The sequence below is a fragment of the Vibrio azureus genome, from assembly GCF_002849855.1.
Taxonomy (GTDB): Bacteria; Pseudomonadota; Gammaproteobacteria; order Enterobacterales; family Vibrionaceae; genus Vibrio; species Vibrio azureus.
On sequence record NZ_CP018616.1, the window covers coordinates 1,768,384 to 1,790,739 of the forward strand.

A 22,356-nucleotide genomic window follows, 5' to 3' on the forward strand; every position below is an offset into this window, starting at 1 on the left:
ACACCTGTGACAGGGTAATGCCTTCACTCATCTGATACACGAACGCTAACCCCCGTTGTATAACTTTTAGCGGTCTAATTTTAAAAATTTATACTTTGCCAGTCTCTGCCCTCAGGTCTGATTTATCCAATCAAGGCTTGAGGGACTTAAAGACTGCCTTTATTAAAGTGGGCCGAAGTGCGCCCTAATCATAATGATTACAGAGAATATTATGAACATAAGAAAAGGATATTTTAAGCTTACTACTCTTTCCCTTGCACTGTTCTCCGCCAGTGGTGCGTTTAACGCTTTCGCTCAAGAGGCTCAAGAAGAGAAAATGGTCATCGTTTCAAGCCATATGCCTAAAGCCCTAAGTGATATTTCTGGTACCGTTTGGTACGTAGATTCAGAGCTGATTGAGCAAGAATATCGAGGTGGTAAAAACCTAGACGAGATCTTAGCAACTGCGGTTCCTTCTCTCGATGTTGCAAGTGGTGGCCGTACGCATTCAGGACAAAACCTTCGTGGCCGGAGCATGATGGTTATGATCGATGGTGTCTCTCTTCAATCAGTTCGATCCATTAGCAGACAATTGGATTCTATTGATCCATTCAATATTGAAAGGATCGAAGTCCTTTCCGGTGCAACATCGCTTTATGGCGCAGGCGCATCTGGTGGCGTGATTAATATCATCACTAAAAAAGGAACCGACAGTGGCAGAGAGTTTGAAAGCTTTGTGGGTGGTACCTCAGGTTTCGGTTCCAATCAAGATCTCGATTACAAGCTGGCCCAATCCATTGCATTCGGTAATGAAAAAGCTCAAGGGAGAGTGGCTGTCGCTTACACTAAAAATCAGGGTTATTATGACGCGCATGGCGACATTATCACACCAGATATCACCCAAGGTTCAACTCAATTTAACGAAACCGTCGATTTGATGGCCAACGCACAAGTCAATCTAACAGCAGGACAGCAACTTAACATACTGACCCAGTATTACGAAAGCCAGCAAGACTCGCCTTATGGCCTCTACTTCGAAAAAGATGACGAAGGAAAATTTCAGTTCGTCGATGTTCGTAAAGGCTACTCTTCGCCCAGGCAGCAAGGTACTCAACGCTTTATGTTAAGCACAACTTATAGCAATGACGACTTTTTTAATTATCAATTGATGTCAGAGCTTTCTTTTAGAACTGAAGATCATACTTTTAGCCCATATACAAGCTCAGGCAAAAACAACTTAAAAACCAGTTCATCTAATCAAGTCTCAGACATTTTGGCCTTTAAACTGGCTTTAAATCGTTCATTTAATGATTTAAGCCTTACTTTCGGAATCGACAGTTACTTGGACAAGTTTGAAAGTAATAATGCCATTTATGATCAATCGATTACTGAATCAAGTGGCGGCCTTAGCCATATCATTGATCATATGGAAGGCAGATACCCGGGGGTTGAAACCAGGGCTTTAGCATCATTCATACAATCTGAATACTCGATATCGGATCGCTGGTCTGTACAGGCAGGGGTTCGTTATCAATATATTCATACCACCATTTCTGACTTCCAAAAAAGTACCAACTCAGACTTTGTTCCAGGTGGTAGCACCGATTACAACGAGCTCTTGTTCAATCTAGGAACCATGTATGACCTCACTCCTGACTCACAGCTGTGGGCAAACTTCTCACAAGGATTCGATCTACCTAATGCAGCAAAATACTATGGTAAAGATGCAAATAGTCGGGTTTCAAATTCTAAGCTTGAAGGCATTACTACCGACAGTTATGAAATAGGATATCGAACTAACATTGATGACCTAGAGTTTCAGTCCGCGGCTTATTATTCTTATACAGATGCAACAATTTTATATACCGATGAGTTCACCATTAAAGGGCTTTCCAAACCGAAAAGAGTATATGGCATTGAGGCCCAAGCAAAATATTGGGCAACGGACAACCTTCAGATCGGTGCTTCTGGCAATCACGTCAGGACCCAAGAAAAAAGCGACCACGGCTGGGATGACTTTAAAGCTATGGAGGCAAGCACTTCCAAAGCCAACACTTGGATAGGATGGTATGATCACGACTATAGCCTAAAGTTACAAAGCCAAACAATGTTTGATTATGAAGACGCCTCGGATAGAAAGCTGAATGGCTACACTGTGGTTGATTTAATAGGTAGTTATCAACTTCCTATCGGCAATCTTGGGTTTGGTATCCAAAATGTGCTGAACGAGGATTACTCAACCATTTGGAGTCAAAGAGCAAAATATTGGTATGGCAACTCTGCGATGTTTGACTACAAAGGTCGTGGACGTACATTTACTTTAAATTACCAAGTTAAATTTTAAGCTTTAAACCACACAAGACACCATAGGCAATGAGCTACGGCCAAATGCCTATGGTGTCGCGTTGGTTTTAGGCCCCGCTTTCTTCAGCGACTTGCATCTTGCCTTTAATCACCGTAACCGCTGAGCCAATTAACTTTGTCCTACCGTTGGGCAGTAGTTCCGTGTCGACATACCCTCCTCGCTGGGAAGCTTGAAAACCTTTCAATTGGGTTTTGGCTAGTTTTTCTGACCAATAAACCGTTAAAGCACAATGAGCAGAGCCTGTGACCGGATCTTCATTCACCCCCACCCAAGGCGCAAAGTATCGAGACACAAAGTCTAAATGTGGATCAGACGAAAGTGCAGTAATAAGAACCCCACGACCAGGCAGTTGCTTTAATCCATCAAAATTGGGCTGCAGGTTAAGTAGAGTCTGCTCACTGGCTAATTCAATCAATACTTTTTCATCAAAATGGCCGAACGAGATGATCTCTTCTTGAGTCAGCGTGAGATGTTCTAACAAAGCGGCAGGGCTCGGCACAGAAAACTCAATGCTAGGCGATGGGAAATCAAGTTCAATCGTCGATTCATTAATCAGTGCAGTCAGCGTGCCTGACAAGGTTGAGAAGCTCACCTTATCACCTGCCTTTACTTGCCCTTTCTCTCTTAATACATGAGCTACAGCAAGGGTGCCATGACCACATAAGTTGACTTCGGCTTCAGGCGTAAACCACTTTAAGTTCATATCTGAAAGGGACAAAAAAGCCGTTTCGGATACCGCCATTTCACCCGCAATCGCCAGCATTAACGGTCGGCTAAGCTGCTCTTGCGTGATACAAACCCCAGCAGGGTTGCCTTTAAATACTTGTTGAGTAAATGAATCAACTTGATAAATCTCTAATTCCATACGATATCTTTCCTGATTGATAAATCATCGCGAACAGAGGTTCAAACTAACACAGGTGGTTGGAAACTCACAGTTTGATGTTTTTTGAGGAGTCAGCAGAATACAGCGGACATTTCCATTAAAAGAGATTCCAACCGGCAATTACAAATAAACTTACCCTCCATTACAACTATACTGAATCAATATTGAGCTACCAAATTTCCTTGGTTACTCAGTTAACTCGACTACTTTATCTGCTGTATCAACATCAAACATTAGATGTAGCTGCTTTCGCATCAATCTTTTCCTAGCTTCGAAAAACAGAGCAAAGTCTACTAACTTGAGCGATTGTGTAGCGGGCACATAATTACGTTGACGATAATACTGTTCGTCAATCCCACTCTTGGATACCCAAATGTCCAGCGGTGTGGCCTGTTTCTCCGCGTTTTCTTGTCCTTCAAGTAATTGGAGATTAGGTAACTGGTCACGGAGGTTCTGCCAATGAGTAATATCTTCCTGTTGTAATCCCATGTCGACTAATGCTGATGTTTTAAAGCCACTGTGGGGATGCATATGATCTTGATGGAAGCTGATTTGGTCTATTTGAAGATCTGGATAAAGGACAGATAACAGCAAGAAACAGAAGCTACCTTTCTTATACTCTAGGAAATCCTCTATATCATCACCGTCAATTGTAAGCCTCTTACCACCAGCAAGTTTCGTATGTTGGAAACTAGAAAATGAAAAGCTAATCTGTTTTAGAGGAAAACTGCCTTCACGCTTATCTCTCAATCCATCACGTAATCCACTTAAAGCTGAATCAGCTTGCCCACTATAGATTTGCTTGAGCAGACTATGAATGACTAACTTTCGCAATTCGGCTTTCGATTCTTTATCTACCCTTCCGCCTTTGTAAACGTAGTATGCTATTGGTGTAGCAGCATAGTTAGATGACAGCCTGGTCTTATTGAAACCAAACTCACGTAGGATTGATGAAGTTTTTGTTAGCGCCGTAAAGATTGCCTCCCAGTTATCACGAATCTTAGCGATGTTACTTCGATCAAACGTTTGTACCTTGAAGCTCATCGGTGCATCAATCAAAAACAAGCACGTTCTCATTAAAAAATCAGTGTTAAAATTGAAGAGACTATCCTCACCATTTATGGTCTCAATAAGCTGTTCGATATGCTCTCTTCCATCCTCCCAATGAGCGACCAACGTAGAAAATAACAAATCAGATTTTGATAGAATAGTACCGCCACTGTTTACACGCACAAATATATCCAGGATATCATCTAGGTCTTTCTCCACGATTTTGAAGTAGTTAATCAACTCATCTTGGTTTAACTTTTTAGCCAGCAAAAATAATTTTTTTCTTGCAACACGACCGTTTCGCCTCAACATATCTGCATCAGAAGGAGTCCTATCTTCTAGCTCTTCAATAATATCTTGAGGGTCTACATCTCTACCATGTTTTAAGATGTCTCTCACGAGATAGAAGTATTTTGAATCATCTTTTTCCAATGCATCTTTTTGCTCTAAAAACTTAAACTCATAATCTCTCTCATCACCAAACAAGTTTAAGTACAACTGGCGCTTGGGGTATGCATTATCTGTGGTCTTTTTTGCATATTTTCGCTTTGAACAGTAAACACCTTGTAAAGCTATATACAATGAACTTATTCTTTGTTGGCCATCTAATACACCCCGAACTTCTTGAGTAAAGTCCTTTCGAACCAACTCATTCTTAGAATCACGCTGATGGTAGTTTTTTAGAAATTCATAGAAAGTATATTGGTCTGCTTTTTCGGCTGGAAGATCCCAGAATAAAAAAGTGCCAATGGGGTAATCGCGCATTATTGAATCAAAAAGGTTACAGATTTTCTCTTCGCCCCATACGAACTTACGCTGTATAGCCGGTAGGTAATACTTACTGTCACTAATATCGGTGATTAACTGCTTAATCGACAGGCTTGAATATGCCACTTTTGAAATCCTTCTAACTAAATCCAAATACTTATTCTCTTGTATAAAATCTGGCTAATCGACGATACCACTGCAACATAACCCTAGAATCTAGAGCCTGTGCCGTATCTATCTTCGCCTTGGCGTACAAGAGAAGCAAAACTCAAAAAAAATCTGTTGCATATAGAACACAAGTTTATTAAAAATGAATGCGGTACACCACAAAATCAGTAGAAAAATGGATACTGAAAAGCGAAACATTATTAGCTTGTGTACGAGACTCTCAGCGTCAGATTTGCTAGTCTGATATTACTTAAGGATATCCACCATAGCACGATGAAACAACTCAACACCTACGAGACTAAAGAAGAAGGCGAAGTAGCACTAGCCAAAATCGATGAACCCAAACGCCTTGCTAGTGAACGTGATAGTACCGAAGTCATCTACAACTTATTTGGCATACCGAGTTGGGGAAACTTCTATAAGCTGGGCATGTTTAACCTCGTAGAGCTCAAAGCCATTGTTCTGCAAAAGCAAAACGGTCAGCCCTATGATAAAAAAAAGCACCGTGAGATCATCAAGATGCTTGAGTATGCAGCGAAGAGTTTCGAATTAGAAATCCCTAAGCATTGGCTATAACTGCCCGTAAATTCGGTACAAAGGAATCTATTAACAGAGACCTTTGTATCGTTACAGGAAAGAAAATAGTCACCAGAAAGGGTTTATTGTGAATCGTTCGTTCAGCTCCCAAGAACCTTCTTCGTTCGAGACTCTCTTTAAAAACATGTTGTCCTACATTACACAGTCTCTGCCCGTTTGACCTTGGCCAGAAGCAAGTTCGCTAACTGCTCTTCTGCCATGTCATCAACAGAGATATGACTGATTGCGAGCATCCTCAAAAACATCTTTTCAAGATAGGTGTTGTCATCCATGAACAGGATGTTTCTCTCTTCCAGAAGATCTTGATGCTCACTCACGTTTATGAGATCACGATATTCTGTAGAAGATACGACGAACGCGCTAATAGCTAGACTTTCGTCATTAAGTTTGCGTTCCAATGTTTTGACCTCTTTATAGAGACCAAACTTGGCATCATCCAGATTGAGGTTTCGGATACCTTTAGGGTCAATAAAGCTGAGCCATTGCTTACCCGTTTTATCATCCACCAGCCAGAGAAGGAAATCCGGATAAAAGTTACCCGCGGTCGCAAAGCCTAAACCTTTCGATTTAGTGTCGGCATTACGCAACAGGTAGAGACTTTTATCTCCTATAATCTCTTGGCCTTTTGGTGTTTCAATGAACATCTGCAAGTCTTGAACAAATGTGATTTCACTTGGTGCATCAAATGCCGTTGGGCGCATCTTCAGCGGCAAATCAGCATTTTTCTCTACCGAAAACATTGGATAGTACAAGTGCTTATCGAATGTCACTGCCACCATTCCTGGTGCATTCCACTCTTTCGCTTGGCCAATATCTCCTTTGGCAACGATTTCCTGTAATTGCTTTAAACGTTGGGCATAATCCAAGCCTTCATCCGATTCTTCAATTTCAAAATGATACATTTTGAGCATGCCGGGATCGTCTTCTTGCACTTGCGTTACCTGATAGAACTGGCCTTCATAAGCATTTTTTAATGCGTTATAAAAACGCTCTGTGTAATCAAGTAACAAACGCAACATAATGTCTTCTTGCTTTCTTACATCCGAAAATTTATTGATGTTTAGGTCTGATTTCGGAATCAGCAACGTATACCACTTGTTTGAAATGCCTGCTTTACCCAAACAGAAGTCCATCAAGCGTTGCTTATCAAGGCGCAAGTTTGACCAGCTACGCTGTAACTTACAGTCCTGAACCGCAAGATATATGCGCTCAAAGTCGAAAGCCGCAATAACTTTGTAATCGATCTTACCGTCATAACGCAATTTAACTGGCGTGCTACCCTCCTTCCTGCTGGTATCAATCGATTCGAGCTTTGGATAAAGATCCAATTTCACATGCGGCAGTTTTATTTTGCCTTCAAACTCCGAAGGAACCTGATACAATTCTGGGTAGTGCACCCGCTTGAAGCCGTGCTTTTGGTTGTCTTTGTAGCCATCTTTTAGCTTAAGAGTTTTGAGCTTGATGGCAGGCAAATTCGAACGCGTTTCAAAGTTTAGCTCTAATATTTCATCACTTGGCGTAATACCTTCTTCTTCAAGATATTGCTTGAACGTCGCCATGTAGTCCGCACGAACACCAAAAATATTCAAGGTTTCAAGCTTATCTAAATGAATTCCTTTTGGTCGCTGTCCTGGCGTGCTGCGTTTTAGCGAATAGTCGCGTCCTTTCAGACGTACACCACGGCCAAATAACTGAATGATCTGCGAACCTTCACCTCGGCCCATATTCAAAAGGCCCATAGTAGATACACGCCAACTGCTCCAGCCTTCGGTAAACTTACGAGAACCTATCAAGATGTGCAGTTTAGAGTCTTTGTCATTCAAGGTATGAAAGAGTGATCTCGCAAAATCATCTCTTTGATAATCAAAGGTAGTGTCCTCTTCACACATCTTATAAAGCGATGGTGAATCACCAATGTTAATCAGACCAAATGGCTCTGCTTCACCAACCTGAAGCGCCAACTCACCTTTACTACCGATCAGATTCAATACGCGAAGACGCTGACCTGAATGCGTCGTATTGAATAACTTAGCGAGGATATCTGCGTAAATGTCTTGAGGGCCATTCATCAAAGCAGTAAAACGCTTCTCAAAAATATTTCTATCTTTGGTATCGAGAATCCGCGCTTTGTTGTCCACCAAGTCTTGTATCCAATCTTTCGCTTGTGCTTCGTTGTTCAAGAACCAAGCTAAAAAGCGTAATACGGCATGAATATCAGAATCTTCACCGCCAACGGTATTGCCCACAAACACCCAAAGTGGTTTTGCAATGTTGAACTCAGCTAACTTCTCTTTGTTTTTATTAAACAAATACTGCTGTTGGTAGAAGCTGAGCAAACATGCAGTGAAGTACTCATAGCGGCGTTCATCTTGCTTATCTTGTTCTGGGTTAAGATTAAGGATCAAAGACTCTTTACCATAGCCATCTTCGTAGAAGAATTTATAAGAGTAATCGAACAAAATGGACTTACCGTAAACCTCTCGCGTTGCTTGAATACGGGCATCACGCTTTTCTTCAGTATCGAGGTCAAGTTGACCTAATTGTTCATCTGTCAATTTGCTCAATGCTGTTGTTTCAAACAACATTTTCGCTTTCTTCTTTTTAATATCGAGTTCAACTGCATCTACAGTTTTACCATCGGATACAGCCTGACCAAAAGTAGCCGAATATTCAAAAGCAAAACCATCGCGGGTTAACTTGTCACGACGACGCATCCAAGCACCAGCCGCAGTACCCGTACCTTTATGGCCCTCATCAATCAGCACCAGGTTTTTGCCTTCAAAAGCTTCGACTGCTACGGTTTTATCCCCCATTTCATCAGCAAGCTTATTGATATCAATAACTTCTATAGTGCCGCGAAATGGCGTTGGCTTACTTTTGTCAAACAGCTGAATATGCGAGAAACCTGAGTCATACAGCTCATTCATGTGCTGCTGCGATAGGCGTTCATCCGGTGTCAGCAGAATGATCTTATCCGGATAATGGTTAGCATTGCCATTTTGGAAATAATGCAGGTATTGCAGGATATTTACATGCAACAGCAAGGTCTTACCTGACCCTGTTGCATTCCAGAATGCCAGCTTATTCAAATCATCTAAGATGTACTGTCTAAACTGATTGGCTCTATCTTTTGCTGTTTTACTGTTTTCTAAGTTGTATTCTTCAAGTTCTCGATTCAGCCCATCCAGTAACTCTTGCTTACGGTTAAAATGCCAGTCGAGGTAGATCTCCGTGAACAACAAAGACAAGTACTGAAAGTACTTCATATTCAGTACCGTATCTTCTTTGCGGTTGCGGTGTTCCGTGATCTGTTGCCAGTGTTTGACGATATTCAAATCGTAACGACGCAACTCATCAAGGTCGACTAAATCGACCTCAAACAGGTAGTTACTTAACTCATGGAAAAACAGGCTTTGGCCATCCTCATGAATGCCCTCAAAACGGTCTTCACCTAGACGAAGCTTCAATCCTTGTAATGTTCCGTCCTTAAAGAAACGAAACATAAAGCGATTAAGCACCAGTTGCTTATGGAAGCTCAGCTTGCTGTTAGCCTGCTTCTTGGTCGCTTTACCTGCTGTGGTCTTTTTTTGTGGAGCGCGAGCCATGCTTAAGCCTCCTCTGCAAACATCAGGCTTAAGAATTCTGGCTCAATTTGGCGAAGCTTCAGGCTGCGCATAACTTCCCCATCTTCACCATCAACAGTAAACGCAGTTGGCAAGTTGTGGTCGCCATTGATATAAATCACATCAAAGGTTTGCTCTTTAGCATACAAGTCAAAACGGTTCGCATACTCATTTAGCTTGTCATAACCAATCTTGTCACAATCACGCCACAAAATAAGAGTACGTTCGCCTGTAGGTAACGTACCTTCAATACGCACATAGCCGCGTTCAACGTTAGATTCTATTGATTTAGCGTGTAATCCGACCAAAAAGTTAAAGGTTTCTACCAGATTAATGGTTTTACGTTCTGTTGCACCAGCTGAGTCAGCTGCAATATCCATCTCATAGCTAAATGGCTTACGGAAGTTATCTGTATTCAGCAATGAATCTTTACTTTCTTCTTCCAACATATATTTCAACAAATAATCATTTGCCACTTCTGGGGACATAAAATCAAAAAGTCCTGCATCCTTCTTCAATAAGTGAATATTATTCAAGGTATCTTCATAGCTTTCTAACTGCATCACTTTAAAAACAACAGATTGATAACTATCATTCTTCGGTAACCCACCCTTCCAATCGCTAGAAAATGACGCTTTCATCACCCTAGGTAAAGTTATTGTTCTAAAATACTCACCTTGTTCAACAAGAATAAACTTCCTTTTTCCATCATCTTTTCTATTTAAATTAATAACCGCATGCCCTGTAGTGCCAGAACCTGCAAAAAAATCTAAACAAAGAGAGTTTTTCTCTCTAGCTCCTGCAATATCAATACAATCCTCCACTGCATGTATTGATTTTGGAAAATCAAAGATACTTTGATTACCAAACAAACGCTTAAGATGGTTTGTACCATATTCTGTCGCGCTATATTTTTTATCAATCCATACAGAGGGAGGAGTTATGCCTTCATTATTAGGGCGGTATTTATAATAAATATTTAGAACACCTTTATTATTTACTTTAGGAAAAATTTCAGTGTGTTCTTTTTTTATACGATCTATTCCCCAGCGCCAAACTCTCTCTCGACCTGTACCATCAATTGGCCATACAACCTGCTCAGTATCAGATGGCTGTTCTATATCAACATAAGATCGTGTTGATTCATCCCATCGCATGGTAGGAACTCTGAATGTATTTTCCTTGACATAAATTGGGAAATGCCTTTTAGGTCTTTCAGCTCGGTCACTTGAAGAGCCTTCTCTACGAAAATTGCGCAACTCGAAAGTACCGGTAGCATCAGTATTGTTAAATCTAGAATTTTGCTCGTCTGAACGTTCCATTTTAAACAGTCTAGATTGATAACTTTTCCCTGAGAAAATTGCATATTCATGACTTTGAGCCAAACCATTCAAAGTTATTCTACCAGAAGGGTTCATTCGGACTGTCACAGTTCCTAATGAATTATCTGCTCCAAATTTCTGTTTAATGATTTTTGCAAATTCATTATGTTCATAGTCATCAATCGTGGCACACAACACGCCCGAATTTTTTAGTAAAGGGTGCGCTTTATCCAAACGATCATTTAACAAAGTTAACCAAGACGAATCTCGATAGCCATTTTTATATAAAATTGGAGCAGCATCAGTGTTGTAAGGAGGATCTATATATATAGTATTCACCTTTGAATTATATTTACTTTGCAACAACTGTAGAGCTTGATAATTATCGCTTTGAATAAGTAGACCTGTAAAATTATCATCAATAGACTCTATTTCATTAATGATCTTTTCAGCTAAAGAGTTCGATAGCAAACTAGTATCAACCAACAAACCTTTATTATTTCTTAAATATTCAGCATCTCGATTTGCGTTAGTATCGATAAAATTTAAATGTTGCCATTTAGCCCATTGCTTATCTACACCAATAATATCGTTATAATATTTATCATCAATTTTGTCTAAAGAAGCGATATAACTAGACTGCGTTACAAATTTCTTTTTTGTCCAAAGTTTTTTCTGGAAACTCTCAATTTGAGTCAGAAAAGTAATTAACTCTTGAGCAACCTTGCGTAAGCACTGGATCATTCGTAGCTGCTTTTCAATATTCGAAAACACTTTCGCATTTTGAACATTGTCCAGGTTCATCACTTCATTCTTGATGTAAAAATCAAGCTCATTGCTCAAGAAGCCACCGAGGTCTTTGTGAATAAAGTAGTCTGCGGTATTGCGCTGAGTGTAAGTCGTCAGATGGCGTTCAAGTTCAGTGCGGTTCGGGTTCTTTTCTGTTGGTGCACGCTTAGTTAATTCAACCCAATGTTGTTGAACTTCGCTATCAGCCAAAATGGTGGTGATGGCAGCTTGTACCAGAGCATCCTGCTTAGTGCCTTTTTTCATTGCTTTGTATTCAAAGTGAATAACCAGCTCTTCAGTCTCAACGCTTTCGCCATCAACAAGATCAGTCGTTTTTACAACGTCAACTGATTGATAAGCTTGTTCAAACTCTTCACCATCCTCATCAAGTTTGGTGCGAGTATGCGGTTCAATCAGCACAAAGCGGCGATCGGCATCGTTATCTTTGCGATTATCTTTGGCTGTATCTGCTGCTAGTAATTTAAAGCTTACCTTACGGCCATCATCTAATTTGAATGAATAATTGGCGAAGTTCTCGCCGCTTTTAATGTAATACTGATCTTTGTTTGCCCAATGCAGCATAACCTCTTCGCCCGCATAAGGAATCGCATACGTATCCCCTTTGTAACGACGCTTGCTGATAAAGTCGCCATTATCGTAGTAGCGAGAAAAAAACGTTAGCAGATGAGAGAAAACAGCATTTTCATGCTCGTTAGCCCCTGAAGCTGCTGCCGCCAACTGGCCCTTCAATTCTTGCACTTTAGGACTTTGATCTGGTTCAAAGCCAGCATCTGTCGCTGCTTGCAATTGCTGCTCAAGATCAGCCTTATTTGCATTGCCAGCCTCAGCCAGTGCAGACTGAATCTTGGCCTTAAGCTTGTTATCTAGATAGTCATTTATCTCGTCAGCACGAGCATTAAGGATACGGTAGATACCAAAGTCCAGCTCTGGACGGTCAATCTGGAAAATCTCTTTTAGTTTTTTGACTAACTCGTTGTACTTACTCATTGTTTTCTCTTTAAAGTTATTAAATCACTTGCCAACGGATGGTGAATAATTCGGTGACTTCTGTCTTTTGCTTCATCCGAGCTTCAAGCGCAGCTATTAGTTCGTCTCGCTTATCGGCGATCTCATCTTCGACATCGAAAATTTCCATGCGCTGCCGTTTTTGCTGACGTTCCAGTCTTTGCAGTTTCTCTTGGTACAGTTTCTGCTCTTCAATGGTAAGTGCGTGCCGAGAATCGCGTTTTACCGATTTAATTTGCGCTTTGGTATCCCGCAGTGCCTCTTCAGCAGCAAACATCTTGTCTTCTGCCCACTTTTCCAGCTTGTCCTTCTCGACCTCAAACAATGCATTGTTTTGGTCCATCACTTCTGCAAGTTTGGCCTCAACCTGCCTGTTTTTTTGTGCCGCCAAATCAACGGGTAAAGTATGAACATCGGCACCATCAAGGGTATTATTTACTGTTGCACCAAGGCTTAATAACCTTTTACAATCCTCACTATCTACAAGCTGTCCATTGTCAGTTCGTGCAGTAAACAGCAAAAACTCTTGGCGGTTGAATGCATCGACAGCCAGCATATTTAGAGTTAACCATCCCGATTGGCCTTTGAGCTTTTCAGCAACGGAAACTTTCGTCGCATGATTGGTATAATCGAAAACAAGCTCTGCACTGGTGGTTAACTGCGATTTTGCCGCATCAATAACATATTCACCTAAAGGATGATTAATCCGGTAGGCAAAGCTGTGATTATCCTGGGCTTGTAGTTCACTGTCTCCTTGTCCCGCCTTTCTGAGCAACTGATATTGACCAACAGGCAACTGATTGACTGGCTTTTGAAGCGAAAATCGGTAGTTGTCATGGTCAAAGATGGCTTGCTCTTTTAGCTGCTGGTGAGTAACTGCCCAAAACCAGCGACCAACCTTATCCAAACGCTCTTTAGCCTCATCCAGTTTGATTTTTAGGATGTCGTGAATATCTTCATCAAAATGCTCAAGCAGTTGCGCTTGTGTCTTTTGCATTTTGTTGCTTATTTCAACCTCAAGTTCCTTTTGCAGCGACGAGAATGCAGTCTCAATCTCGATTGGTGTTCGACAAGACTCGTAAATCGATTGAATACGTTTTTCGAAATCAACACCGCTTTCGATACTGCCAAGCACACTGTCCGAGGCACCAAATACACCATCAAAAAGATTAAACTTTTCTGTCAGTAGTTCGAGCACTCGCTGATCTGCCTGGTTTCGCTGGTTAAGGAAGTTAACCACAACCACATCAAACTTTTGCCCGTAGCGATGGCAACGTCCAATCCGCTGTTCAACTCGTTGAGGGTTCCAAGGCAAGTCATAATTTATCAGTAGCGAACAGAACTGAAGGTTCACCCCTTCAGCAGCAGCCTCTGTCGCAATCATGATCTCTGCATGATCTTTAAAATGGTCGATGAGCGCTGAACGTTTATCGATTTGAGCAGAACCCGTGATCCGGGACGAACCTTGATACTCTTCCCGCCATTGTTGATAGATTTGGTTAGCTTGCGGAGTATTATTTGTGCCGCTAAAAGTCACCACCTTACCCAAGTAGCCATTGCTTTCTAAAAACTGGGCTAGGTACTGCTGAGTGCGCATCGACTCGGTAAAGATGATGACTTTTTTCGCCGCGCCCATTTCAGCCAATTGTGCAAAGCCTTTTTCTAACCCAATCAGTAACTCTTTTGACTTGGTATCAATGCCAATGAGTTCGGCTTTAGTAATCAGCAGCTCTAACTCAGCAATATCAGCCTGTAGCATGGCATGATCAAGCGGCTTATTCACTTGAGCTTCCGATGCACTATCAAACTCCTCAACAAAATCGTCTTCTAGATCATCGTCAGTGATAATCTGTTGAACAATGTCGATTTCGCTTACATCTGCCTCGCCTTTAGCCAGCTTTTCCAAACGGTACTTTAGGATTTGCAAATTGTTCAAGACCGCCTTGGTACTCGACGACAGGAGCTTTCTCAGAATCAAGCCTGTTAAGTGCCTATGCCGCTTTGGTAAGGCGTAGCTATCTTCACGTTCGAGTAGTAGCTGAACGCGGTCATACAAGTCTTGTTCTTGCTCACTAGGATAAAACGGGATTGTGATTGCTTTACGTTCTGTGTATTTGATGTACTCGAGTACGTTTTTGCGCAGTGTGCGTTTTACAAATCCCGATAGACGTTCTTTTAACTCTAACGTGTCACTATCAGCTTGCATAAACTGCTTTCGAAACGCTTTTGGATCACCAAATGTATGCTCGTCGATTAATGTCGATATGCCATACAGTTCCATCAAAGAGTTTTGTAGCGGTGTAGCTGTGAGCAACAACTTTTTACAACCATCTAAAGCACGTTTGAGCGCCTGGCCCATTTTGTTGCTTTCGCGATGCGCATTTCTTAACTTGTGGGCTTCATCAATAACCACCAGGTCCCACATCTCAGCCACCAGCTTGTCTTCTAACCTTGCTGCATAGTGGTAAGACATAATGACGATTTGCTTGTTATTGAGTGGGTTATATATACCCTCTTTTTGCAGCTGATTATAAGTTTTTGCATCAATCACTTGCGATGGCAGGTTGAACTTTTCCAACAGTTCACTGGCCCACTGACGTCTCAATGACGCTGGGCAAATAATCAGCAGCTTGCGTTTACGTTCAGCCCAATATTGGCAAAGCACCAACCCTGCCTCAATCGTTTTCCCCAAACCGACTTCATCAGCTAGCACCACACCTTTACTTAGTGGGTTTTCAATTGCAAAAAGCGCCGCTTCAATTTGGTGGGGGTTTAGGTCAACACTTGCGTCAAACAACGACTGCGACAACCTATCAACACCGTTGTTGGCATGAAAAATAGAAAGCTCATGAGCGAAGTATTTTGCATGGTATGGCGTGATATTGTTAAGCATTCTTTAAGCTCTCTATCCACTTTTCTAAGCGACTTTCTTGAAGCGCTAGGAGCCACTAGCTTTAAAGTTTAGTAGCTTACCTTCGCTTGCTAATTTGTATGCCGTTCTCCGCCAAATCGAGGTAGAAAAACGCCACCTAAAGATAAATAATACTTACAAATCAATAACTTAAGACCAATCAGCCTTGCTCGTCAGATTTGATGATGGGAGAATATGAGAAAATTAGGGAGTGGACAATGATCTAGGTAAAGTTATGAGACTTAATGCTTATTATTTGTGCCACCCTAAATGCGGGCGGTAATGGCAATATAGAAATCTGTGCCTTAGAAAAGTACGCAAATGGAAAACCAATCAAGGTAGTCTCGCAGCGCTTAAGTGAGAAAGAGAAAAATGAACTGCTTAGTAAAGCAGAACAATTGAGCAAGAAAGCTAATAAATATGGGGTGTTAGCCAATAACTGTGAGCACTTAGTCTCTAAAGTGCTACACGGCGAATCCTCAAGTGAACAACTACAAGGTGCAGTTGTAGGTTTGCTTTTTGCTCACTGCAGCCAATCGAAGAACTCTTTGCTGCCTATTCTAGCTGGTGGTTTTATCGGGTGTAAGACTGTCAATTCAACTCGTAAATACGATTGCGTAGTATAAAAGGAAGGAATGGGGCATATAAAGCCCCACTCCTTAACTAAGCAGAATTTGAAAGCACTCATCTAAATAATTGACATTTTTAGGTAAGTAGATCCGATTAAATCGGCTTGACTGATCAATCTATTGAAGCACCAGATACCTCTACATGTTCATGTACGCGTTCAGGCAGTTTCTCAGTACTAAATAAGACCAGTCGTTGCCCGGCTCGAGTCATTGATACATAAAGTTTTCTAAGAGATTCTTTTTGAGCAAGCTCTCTTTCAGCATCATCTAAATCAATATTTTTGGCTTGATTCATTACCCTACCCGCCCCAAGAACGAATGTCACTCCTGATTCCATTCCTGTACAGCTGTTGATACTCATAAGACGAATTTTACCACCAATATTATCTTTAATGTCTTTCCAGTCATTGCAGTTAACCACCGTTCCTTTACCTATGATGTTCTCAATATCGTATTTAAGGTCCCAGGGACTATAGCTTTTACTGCAAAGCACCATGACTTGCTGAAGAGGTATATCGCCGGATCTACAACATTCACTTAATTCATTTAAAAAACGTGTCTTTTCATCTTGAAGAGTATGACTATAGATTAACTGAGGTTTTACACCTCTCTCCATTCTTTCTAAATCAGGCTTTACGAAATCATCAGCGTCTTCTTCAAGATCTTCGATCAAGGCATTCGCAGCAATCATAATTTCATAAGTGGTACGATATGAATAATTGAGCCGTTTTGTTCGCCCTCGAACATTGAAGCCAACACTTTTCCAGCTCAACCGGCTCTTTAGAAAGCCTTGGTTAGGGTCTGCACACAGAAATATTGCACCGTTTGAAATTAACGACATCTTAACTAGCTGGAGCCAAGAAGGCGTAAAGAACTGAGCTTCATCGACCAAAATATGATCAAACTTTTCCAACCCATTGGAATCTTCGCGTAAAGCTAAGTCCTTAATATAAAGGCTTGGAAGATACCCATTAGGACTGGACATTGTCTGAACTACCATCTCGTAGAGCTTCCAAATATGCACACGCTGCGACTTTTGAAGAGCAAAGCCTCTGCCTTGACGTTCATACTCTAAATATTCATCTTCATCTTTTATCATATACTCATTGATGTACTCTAACTCAGACCAGATCTGCCCATCCGTTAACTTCAATTGAGTGTAGCTCTCATTGGTAGCACAAAGAATTTGGGCACGAAGGGGCTCTACAACTTTGTCTTCAAATAATGGGGTGAGCCTCCAATTGTTTGTAACTTTCTTCTGTTGATTAAGAGCAAATTGATGAAATGTTTTGATTTTCAGGTTCGAAGGGGCGCCACCTAACCACTCTTCAAATCTATGCTTAATATCTGAAATGATCGGTTTGTTATGAATAACAAGTAATGCTTTCTTATCTGGATGCTTTTTACAAAATGCTATAGCACGATTTATCAAGATCAATGTTTTCCCACTACCAGCAACGCCATTAATGAGCCTTACTGAGAAATCATCTTGACCATCTTCGCCAGAGTCAGCTTGTTCAAGCATGTCATAACGAGTTGCCAATTCTTGATCATAATCTAAGAAAAACTGTTGCAGACTGGCTGTATTCTCCACTCTTGAAACGTTCCTCCTCGTCGTACATTGAGAATGGATTGCTGACTCAGGGAAAAGTGTCTTTTTTACCCAGTAGTATTGTTCAAGCGGAGATTCAGTCAAAAGGTCAATAATTTTCTTCTCACCGTCTAAGTAAAAGCCCTTTTGGTCGAGAACATGAATGAATCTATCAGCCTGTTCTTCGCTTGTTGCCTTGTGTTTCAAATTCTCTTCAACTACAGCAAGGTACTTGATGGGGTTATATCCCATAGACTGTAAAGCTGAATTGAACCTTCTCCATTTAGCAAGCTCCGTTTCACTTGGCAGTTTTTCGTGCCAACCAATCATCAACCAGCTTTTACAAGGCCCTTCCAATACGATTGGTGCAATTTTTGATTCATCCAGTAATGGTTCCCGGACAATGAATTCATCTGACAATCTACTGAAAACTTTTTTAAAATGCCTTCTAACCTTACGATCTAAGCCCGTAATTGATTCCATCTGTGCCATAACATTTCCTAATTATTATATTTGTATCCTGAGTTAATCAAAGAACGATATTCTTCAACTCTTTTAAGTAAGCTCTCGTCATTTGACCCTTGGAGAAAAGAACTGGAGATCTCAGGGCCAACTAATATCAGTTTTGTTTGTGGACGAGTGATCGCTACATTTAAGCGTTCAGCTTGAAAAAAGAATTCAGCGATAGCACTTATATACTGAGGATCGGTAGAACAAAGAGATATAATGATCATTTCTCTTTCCTGCCCCTGCATTCTTTCAACGGTATCAGTAACAATTGCCTCTGACGAAAAAATACCTTTCCTATCTGCTAATCGAGATTTCAAAGCTTTAGCATGGCTCCTAAATGGTGTTACTACACCTATCTCACTAGCACTCAACCCTGATTTAACCGCAGTTTCAATGAGTTCAACTACAAGTTCGGCTTCAGGTCTATTAACATTTCTTGCATTTGTTGCAGGAGACTTAATAAACACAAAGGGAGATTCAGTAGATAAGATTTCTGCAAACTTTTGAGGCTGGTTAGGTAAATTGAAAGTACGTGTTGCATTGGGACCAGCCGAAACTAAACGCCCAGAATAATAAATTTGGCTAGGCCAGCTAGATAGAGCGTGACACATACGGTATGTTTGGCTAAGCATCACAGAAACATCAGGGTTTCCAGATATCATCCGAGAAAAGATTGAACATTCATCCAGAATAGAAGCCGAAAGTACTACTGGAGGTAATTGCTTGTGGTCACCAACAAATATAAATCGCTTCGCCTTTCTCATTGCCATAATTGCTAGTGGAAGAGTGATTTGACTTGCTTCATCGAAAATGACTGTATCAAAGTCGTATTTATCTAACCTATCAGTACACGTTGCAAAAGGAGTAGCACCAATGACATACCCAGAATCCGGTTTATCCTCCCAATCATCGCCAAGTTCAAAATGCTTAACGCTATTATCAAGGCCCTTAGTACAACCTTTTGCTCCAACTTTGATCACTGGAACGTTTTCAGCAGCGATCTTATTAAGGGCATTGTTTATCGCCATGTGGGTATGTGACGTCATAAACACTCGTTGGCCTTTTTTTACCAATAGCTTTGCAATCAGACTGATTACTTTCGTTTTTCCAGTCCCGGGAGGCCCTTGTATACAAGCTAGGTATTTAGCAGCAACAGCTTTACCTACAGCATCCGCTTGATGTTCATTTAAACCACACTCTTCGGCAAAATCAGCAGCTTCATCATAATCATCTTCAAAAATAAAACCGGTATCCAACTTATCTGCCAGCAACGGTAATACTATTTTCCTGCCTTGCTTGGACTCGGCTATTTCATCCAATGCTTTATCATAAAATGGTTTTAGATCCATCGTATCTGGATCAGCATAACAACCGGAAATAATCTCCCGAAGCACTTCATCATCTACTGCCTGAACTCGAACCAACCATTCATCTTCATTTTCTGCTTCGATAGTACCTTGCGATACATGCTTCTTTTTACATGGCTCACCTAAATGAAGGCATATCATGTCCCCTTCACGAAATCTAGACTCATTTTTCCCCAAAGTAATAAGCAGGTGATTTTTACCTTCTTTTCGGACATGACGAATTTGTTGAGACTCACCCTTTGTCAGTTTCTGGCTGATCGGTTTCTCCCAGACTTCATACAGCTTTTCATAGTTTGCTCTATGTTCATCTTCAACAAATTTTCTCAAATCAGTTAGAACACTTCGTAATTCCATTTGTTTAACTCAAAGTAATTTAAACCAAACCTTTCATCTGAAAGGAAAATAAATCCAATAACAACAGTAAGTTAAGAACAACATTACATATAGAACGTTCATAACGTCAAACAGAGTAGTATGAAAGTGTTATATGAAACAGGTTTAATCAAAGTAAGCTGAGGTTTACCCTGTTTTTATCCTCACCTATTCCTCTTAAGTTTTAGTCCTTCCCTCAACAGCCGAGGAAAATAACTAAGCATCAAATCAAAATACTCAGAACCAAAAAACCCCAGCATTGCTGCTGAGGCTTCATCTTAATTATTCAACCTTTTGGGCTTTGAACGCTCGCTCAAGCTTTTTGTATCTGGTTGCGGGTTAATTGACTTCTTCTCGAACACATAAAGCCGCTAAATCGATCCAATCTGCATCTTCGTACCCGGTGCCACTGATTTCCATGCTTCTTGACTTATGCTCGCCATCTAAACTTGCTCGGTCTGAGCTCCAATAACGATAGGTCGTAGAAGGCCAACCGAATTGAGCTTCTATGCTACCCCCTGCCATCTGATCCAATTGATCAAGTTCAGAGAGGGTCGGCAGACGGTACCCATGCTGTTGACAATATTTTTCAGCTTCTGACCAAGTATACGATTGCCAGTATTGTCCATTTTCAAGATAGCCACTGCGCTGCATATCAAGCTCATCATCACTGATCACTTCAGGTTTTAAGAAGGTAATTGGATGTTGATCCCCCCTACCACCGGAAACGGAATCAAAGATATCCACAACGGTTAAGGTTATGCTTTGAGAAGAGTCCACTGTGTCTTTCGATGCTGTAATCACAGAGGTAGTCCCAGCTTTACCCACGGCTTTAAATTCATTCTTGCCGACTAATTTAAAATTACTTTCTGAAAGATCAAAGGTCACATCATCGGTAATATCTTCAGAGTAACCTTCATCTGCCCCCTCGCCACTAAAGGTCCCTTTTGCTCGGATTTTTCGTGACTGTAAAGTAGGGACATCAGGTGAATAGTGTTGAACTTTTATGTCAATACTCTTAAGCACACCACCTGCAACCACTAAGGTCTCTGGATTGCTGTAAAGCGTTTCACCTGAGGCAGAAGAGATGTATGCTTGAATTTGTGATGTGTTACCTTCCGCCCCTTCAGCTTTAAACTTGTAAGCTTGTTCTGAATCAGGTTTAAAGATATCTTCCTTAGAGCTGCTCCATTGAACGAGCTCCGTGACATCCTCATCAAAGCTGCCTTCATCTCCCTGATAGGATGCGATGGCTTTAAATGCTCGACTGTATTGCTTAGGCACTTTATTTGACGTGCCTGTATCCATACTGATATTAATACCGTTTAATATCGCTTCAGAGACAGAAAGTTCTAGAGTATTACTTAAAATGCCCGGGTATTCTGCCAACGATGCGCTAATCCCTGCCGTTGCGCCTGTTTTAGCCGCATCCTGAGTCGCGACAAAGTGATTATCCATCTTCGGGTTGGTGAATACATCGTTATCATTAGAAGACCAGCTTACCGAATCCGTAATATCAACGAGGAATTTGCCCGTCGAGCTTTTATTGATGTCGCCTTTAAATATGCCAGTTGCAATAAGATCACGAGCTTGTCCTCGTGGTACTTCGTCAAGCTGATCATCAGCAAGTGTCACATCAATCCCGATTAAGATGGCGGGTGAAATGGTTAACTGATGTTTAAGGCTCGTCAGGTGTTCAAAACTTACCTGGAGTGACACGGTTTCACCAATGCTACCAACGGCATGAAAGCGGTTCGCTTGTGTTGATGATTGTTCAAAAGCGTCACCTTCACTGTGCCAATTGACAAGTTCGGTGGCTTCTCTGGTTACGTTATTGCTCCATTTAATATATGCAATAAACCCAACCTCTAACCCTTGTGGCACATCATAAGTTTGACTGTCCTGCTGATCGAAACGGTGAGCACTAGGCTGGATCAGTAACGAGAGAGGCTCAACAACCGTCAATGTTTGTTGTGCAACTAAATCGGTATTGAGTGATGCGCTTATTTCTGCAACGCCGAAAGACAACGTGTGTACGTCTCCGCTGCTATTGACTGTCGCCACCTTTGGATTGCCACTGCGCCACTGGACTTTGTTAGTCACTTCAGCCTGAAAGCCATCATCATAAGTCGCAAAGGCTTTGTAGCTTAGCTTTTTATCCGCTCTTACTTCTCCAACGACTAAATTTGGATCAAGTGGCGGACTGCTCGCCAACTCAATATTGAGTGACACGGCAACAGGCAACGGTGAAGGCGAAGGGGTGTCATTCGATTTTCCACCACCACCTCCCCCACAACCGGTCAAAATCATAGAGATCAATGTTACCCATAGTAAGTATCGGTTTTTTTGTGTCTTCATTCTTATTCTCTCAAGAGTCAGCACTAGAAGTACATACGTTTCATA

11 protein-coding genes are annotated in these 22,356 nt (G+C 41.3%); 3 read left to right on the forward strand and 8 right to left on the reverse strand.

What is annotated here, in order from left to right:
* Window positions 1-211 precede the first annotated feature (211 nt).
* On the forward strand, window positions 212-2,323 hold the full coding sequence (locus BS333_RS08045) for a TonB-dependent receptor (RefSeq protein WP_021709526.1): 2,112 nt from the start codon (window positions 212-214) through the stop codon (window positions 2,321-2,323).
* A 67-nt stretch (window positions 2,324-2,390) separates the two neighbouring features.
* On the opposite strand, the gene BS333_RS08050 is transcribed toward BS333_RS08045, so the two are convergent.
* Both BS333_RS08050 and BS333_RS08055 read right to left on the reverse strand, forming a co-directional pair.
* Complete coding sequence (locus BS333_RS08050; protein WP_021709527.1) at window positions 2,391-3,209, reverse strand: PhzF family phenazine biosynthesis protein; 819 nt, start codon at window positions 3,207-3,209, stop codon at window positions 2,391-2,393.
* Window positions 3,210-3,416: 207 nt separating this feature from the next.
* Window positions 3,417-5,174 (reverse strand): DUF262 domain-containing protein, encoded by a 1,758-nt coding sequence (locus BS333_RS08055; RefSeq protein WP_021709528.1) that lies wholly within the window; start codon window positions 5,172-5,174, stop codon window positions 3,417-3,419.
* A gap of 315 nt (window positions 5,175-5,489) precedes the next feature.
* On the opposite strand from BS333_RS08055, the gene BS333_RS08060 reads away from it, so the two are divergent.
* On the forward strand, window positions 5,490-5,792 hold the full coding sequence (locus BS333_RS08060; protein WP_021709529.1) for a hypothetical protein: 303 nt from the start codon (window positions 5,490-5,492) through the stop codon (window positions 5,790-5,792).
* 158 nt (window positions 5,793-5,950) lie between these two features.
* Here the strand turns inward: BS333_RS08060 and BS333_RS08065 are convergent, their stop codons facing one another.
* Genes BS333_RS08065 through BS333_RS08075 form a run of 3 tightly spaced genes read right to left on the reverse strand, consistent with a single transcriptional unit; the run spans window position 5,951 to window position 15,466 of the window.
* Window positions 5,951-9,418 (reverse strand): DEAD/DEAH box helicase family protein, encoded by a 3,468-nt coding sequence (locus tag BS333_RS08065; protein WP_021709530.1) that lies wholly within the window; start codon window positions 9,416-9,418, stop codon window positions 5,951-5,953.
* A 2-nt stretch (window positions 9,419-9,420) separates the two neighbouring features.
* The gene (locus BS333_RS08070; RefSeq protein ID WP_021709531.1) at window positions 9,421-12,555 is read right to left on the reverse strand and encodes a site-specific DNA-methyltransferase; all 3,135 of its coding nucleotides are present in this window, start codon (window positions 12,553-12,555) and stop codon (window positions 9,421-9,423) included.
* Window positions 12,556-12,574: 19 nt separating this feature from the next.
* A complete protein-coding gene (locus tag BS333_RS08075) occupies window positions 12,575-15,466 on the reverse strand; it encodes an SNF2-related protein (RefSeq protein ID WP_021709532.1) in 2,892 nt (963 codons plus the stop codon).
* Between the two features lie 263 nt (window positions 15,467-15,729).
* Between BS333_RS08075 and BS333_RS08080 the strand changes: the two genes are divergently transcribed.
* Window positions 15,730-16,110 carry a lecithin retinol acyltransferase family protein gene (locus BS333_RS08080; RefSeq protein WP_021709533.1) on the forward strand — a complete coding sequence of 127 codons (381 nt, stop codon included), beginning with the start codon at window positions 15,730-15,732 and terminating at the stop codon, window positions 16,108-16,110.
* Between the two features lie 115 nt (window positions 16,111-16,225).
* On the opposite strand, the gene BS333_RS08085 is transcribed toward BS333_RS08080, so the two are convergent.
* The 3 genes from BS333_RS08085 to BS333_RS08095 all read right to left on the reverse strand — a co-directional run bounded on the left by BS333_RS08085 (window position 16,226) and on the right by BS333_RS08095 (window position 22,311).
* Entirely contained in the window at window positions 16,226-18,196 is a 1,971-nt protein-coding gene (locus BS333_RS08085; protein WP_021709534.1) for a UvrD-helicase domain-containing protein, read from the reverse strand.
* An 8-nt stretch (window positions 18,197-18,204) separates the two neighbouring features.
* Complete coding sequence (locus BS333_RS08090) at window positions 18,205-19,935, reverse strand: AAA domain-containing protein (protein WP_021709535.1); 1,731 nt, start codon at window positions 19,933-19,935, stop codon at window positions 18,205-18,207.
* Between the two features lie 357 nt (window positions 19,936-20,292).
* Window positions 20,293-22,311, reverse strand: coding sequence for an adhesion domain-containing protein (locus BS333_RS08095; RefSeq protein ID WP_021709536.1), 2,019 nt, complete (start codon window positions 22,309-22,311; stop codon window positions 20,293-20,295).
* Window positions 22,312-22,356 lie beyond the last annotated feature (45 nt).

Excerpts from the sequence above, each read along its gene's own strand:
- BS333_RS08045 (WP_021709526.1), top strand. The coding sequence starts at position 212 with ATGAACATAAGAAAAGGATATTTTAAGCTTACTACTCTTTCCCTTGCA.
- BS333_RS08050 (WP_021709527.1), bottom strand. The coding sequence starts at position 3,209 with ATGGAATTAGAGATTTATCAAGTTGATTCATTTACTCAACAAGTATTT.
- BS333_RS08060 (WP_021709529.1), top strand. The coding sequence starts at position 5,490 with ATGAAACAACTCAACACCTACGAGACTAAAGAAGAAGGCGAAGTAGCA.
- BS333_RS08065 (WP_021709530.1), bottom strand. The coding sequence starts at position 9,418 with ATGGCTCGCGCTCCACAAAAAAAGACCACAGCAGGTAAAGCGACCAAG.
- BS333_RS08070 (WP_021709531.1), bottom strand. The coding sequence starts at position 12,555 with ATGAGTAAGTACAACGAGTTAGTCAAAAAACTAAAAGAGATTTTCCAG.
- BS333_RS08075 (WP_021709532.1), bottom strand. The coding sequence starts at position 15,466 with ATGCTTAACAATATCACGCCATACCATGCAAAATACTTCGCTCATGAG.
- BS333_RS08080 (WP_021709533.1), top strand. The coding sequence starts at position 15,730 with ATGCTTATTATTTGTGCCACCCTAAATGCGGGCGGTAATGGCAATATA.
- BS333_RS08085 (WP_021709534.1), bottom strand. The coding sequence starts at position 18,196 with ATGGCACAGATGGAATCAATTACGGGCTTAGATCGTAAGGTTAGAAGG.
- BS333_RS08090 (WP_021709535.1), bottom strand. The coding sequence starts at position 19,935 with ATGGAATTACGAAGTGTTCTAACTGATTTGAGAAAATTTGTTGAAGAT.
- BS333_RS08095 (WP_021709536.1), bottom strand. The coding sequence starts at position 22,311 with ATGAAGACACAAAAAAACCGATACTTACTATGGGTAACATTGATCTCT.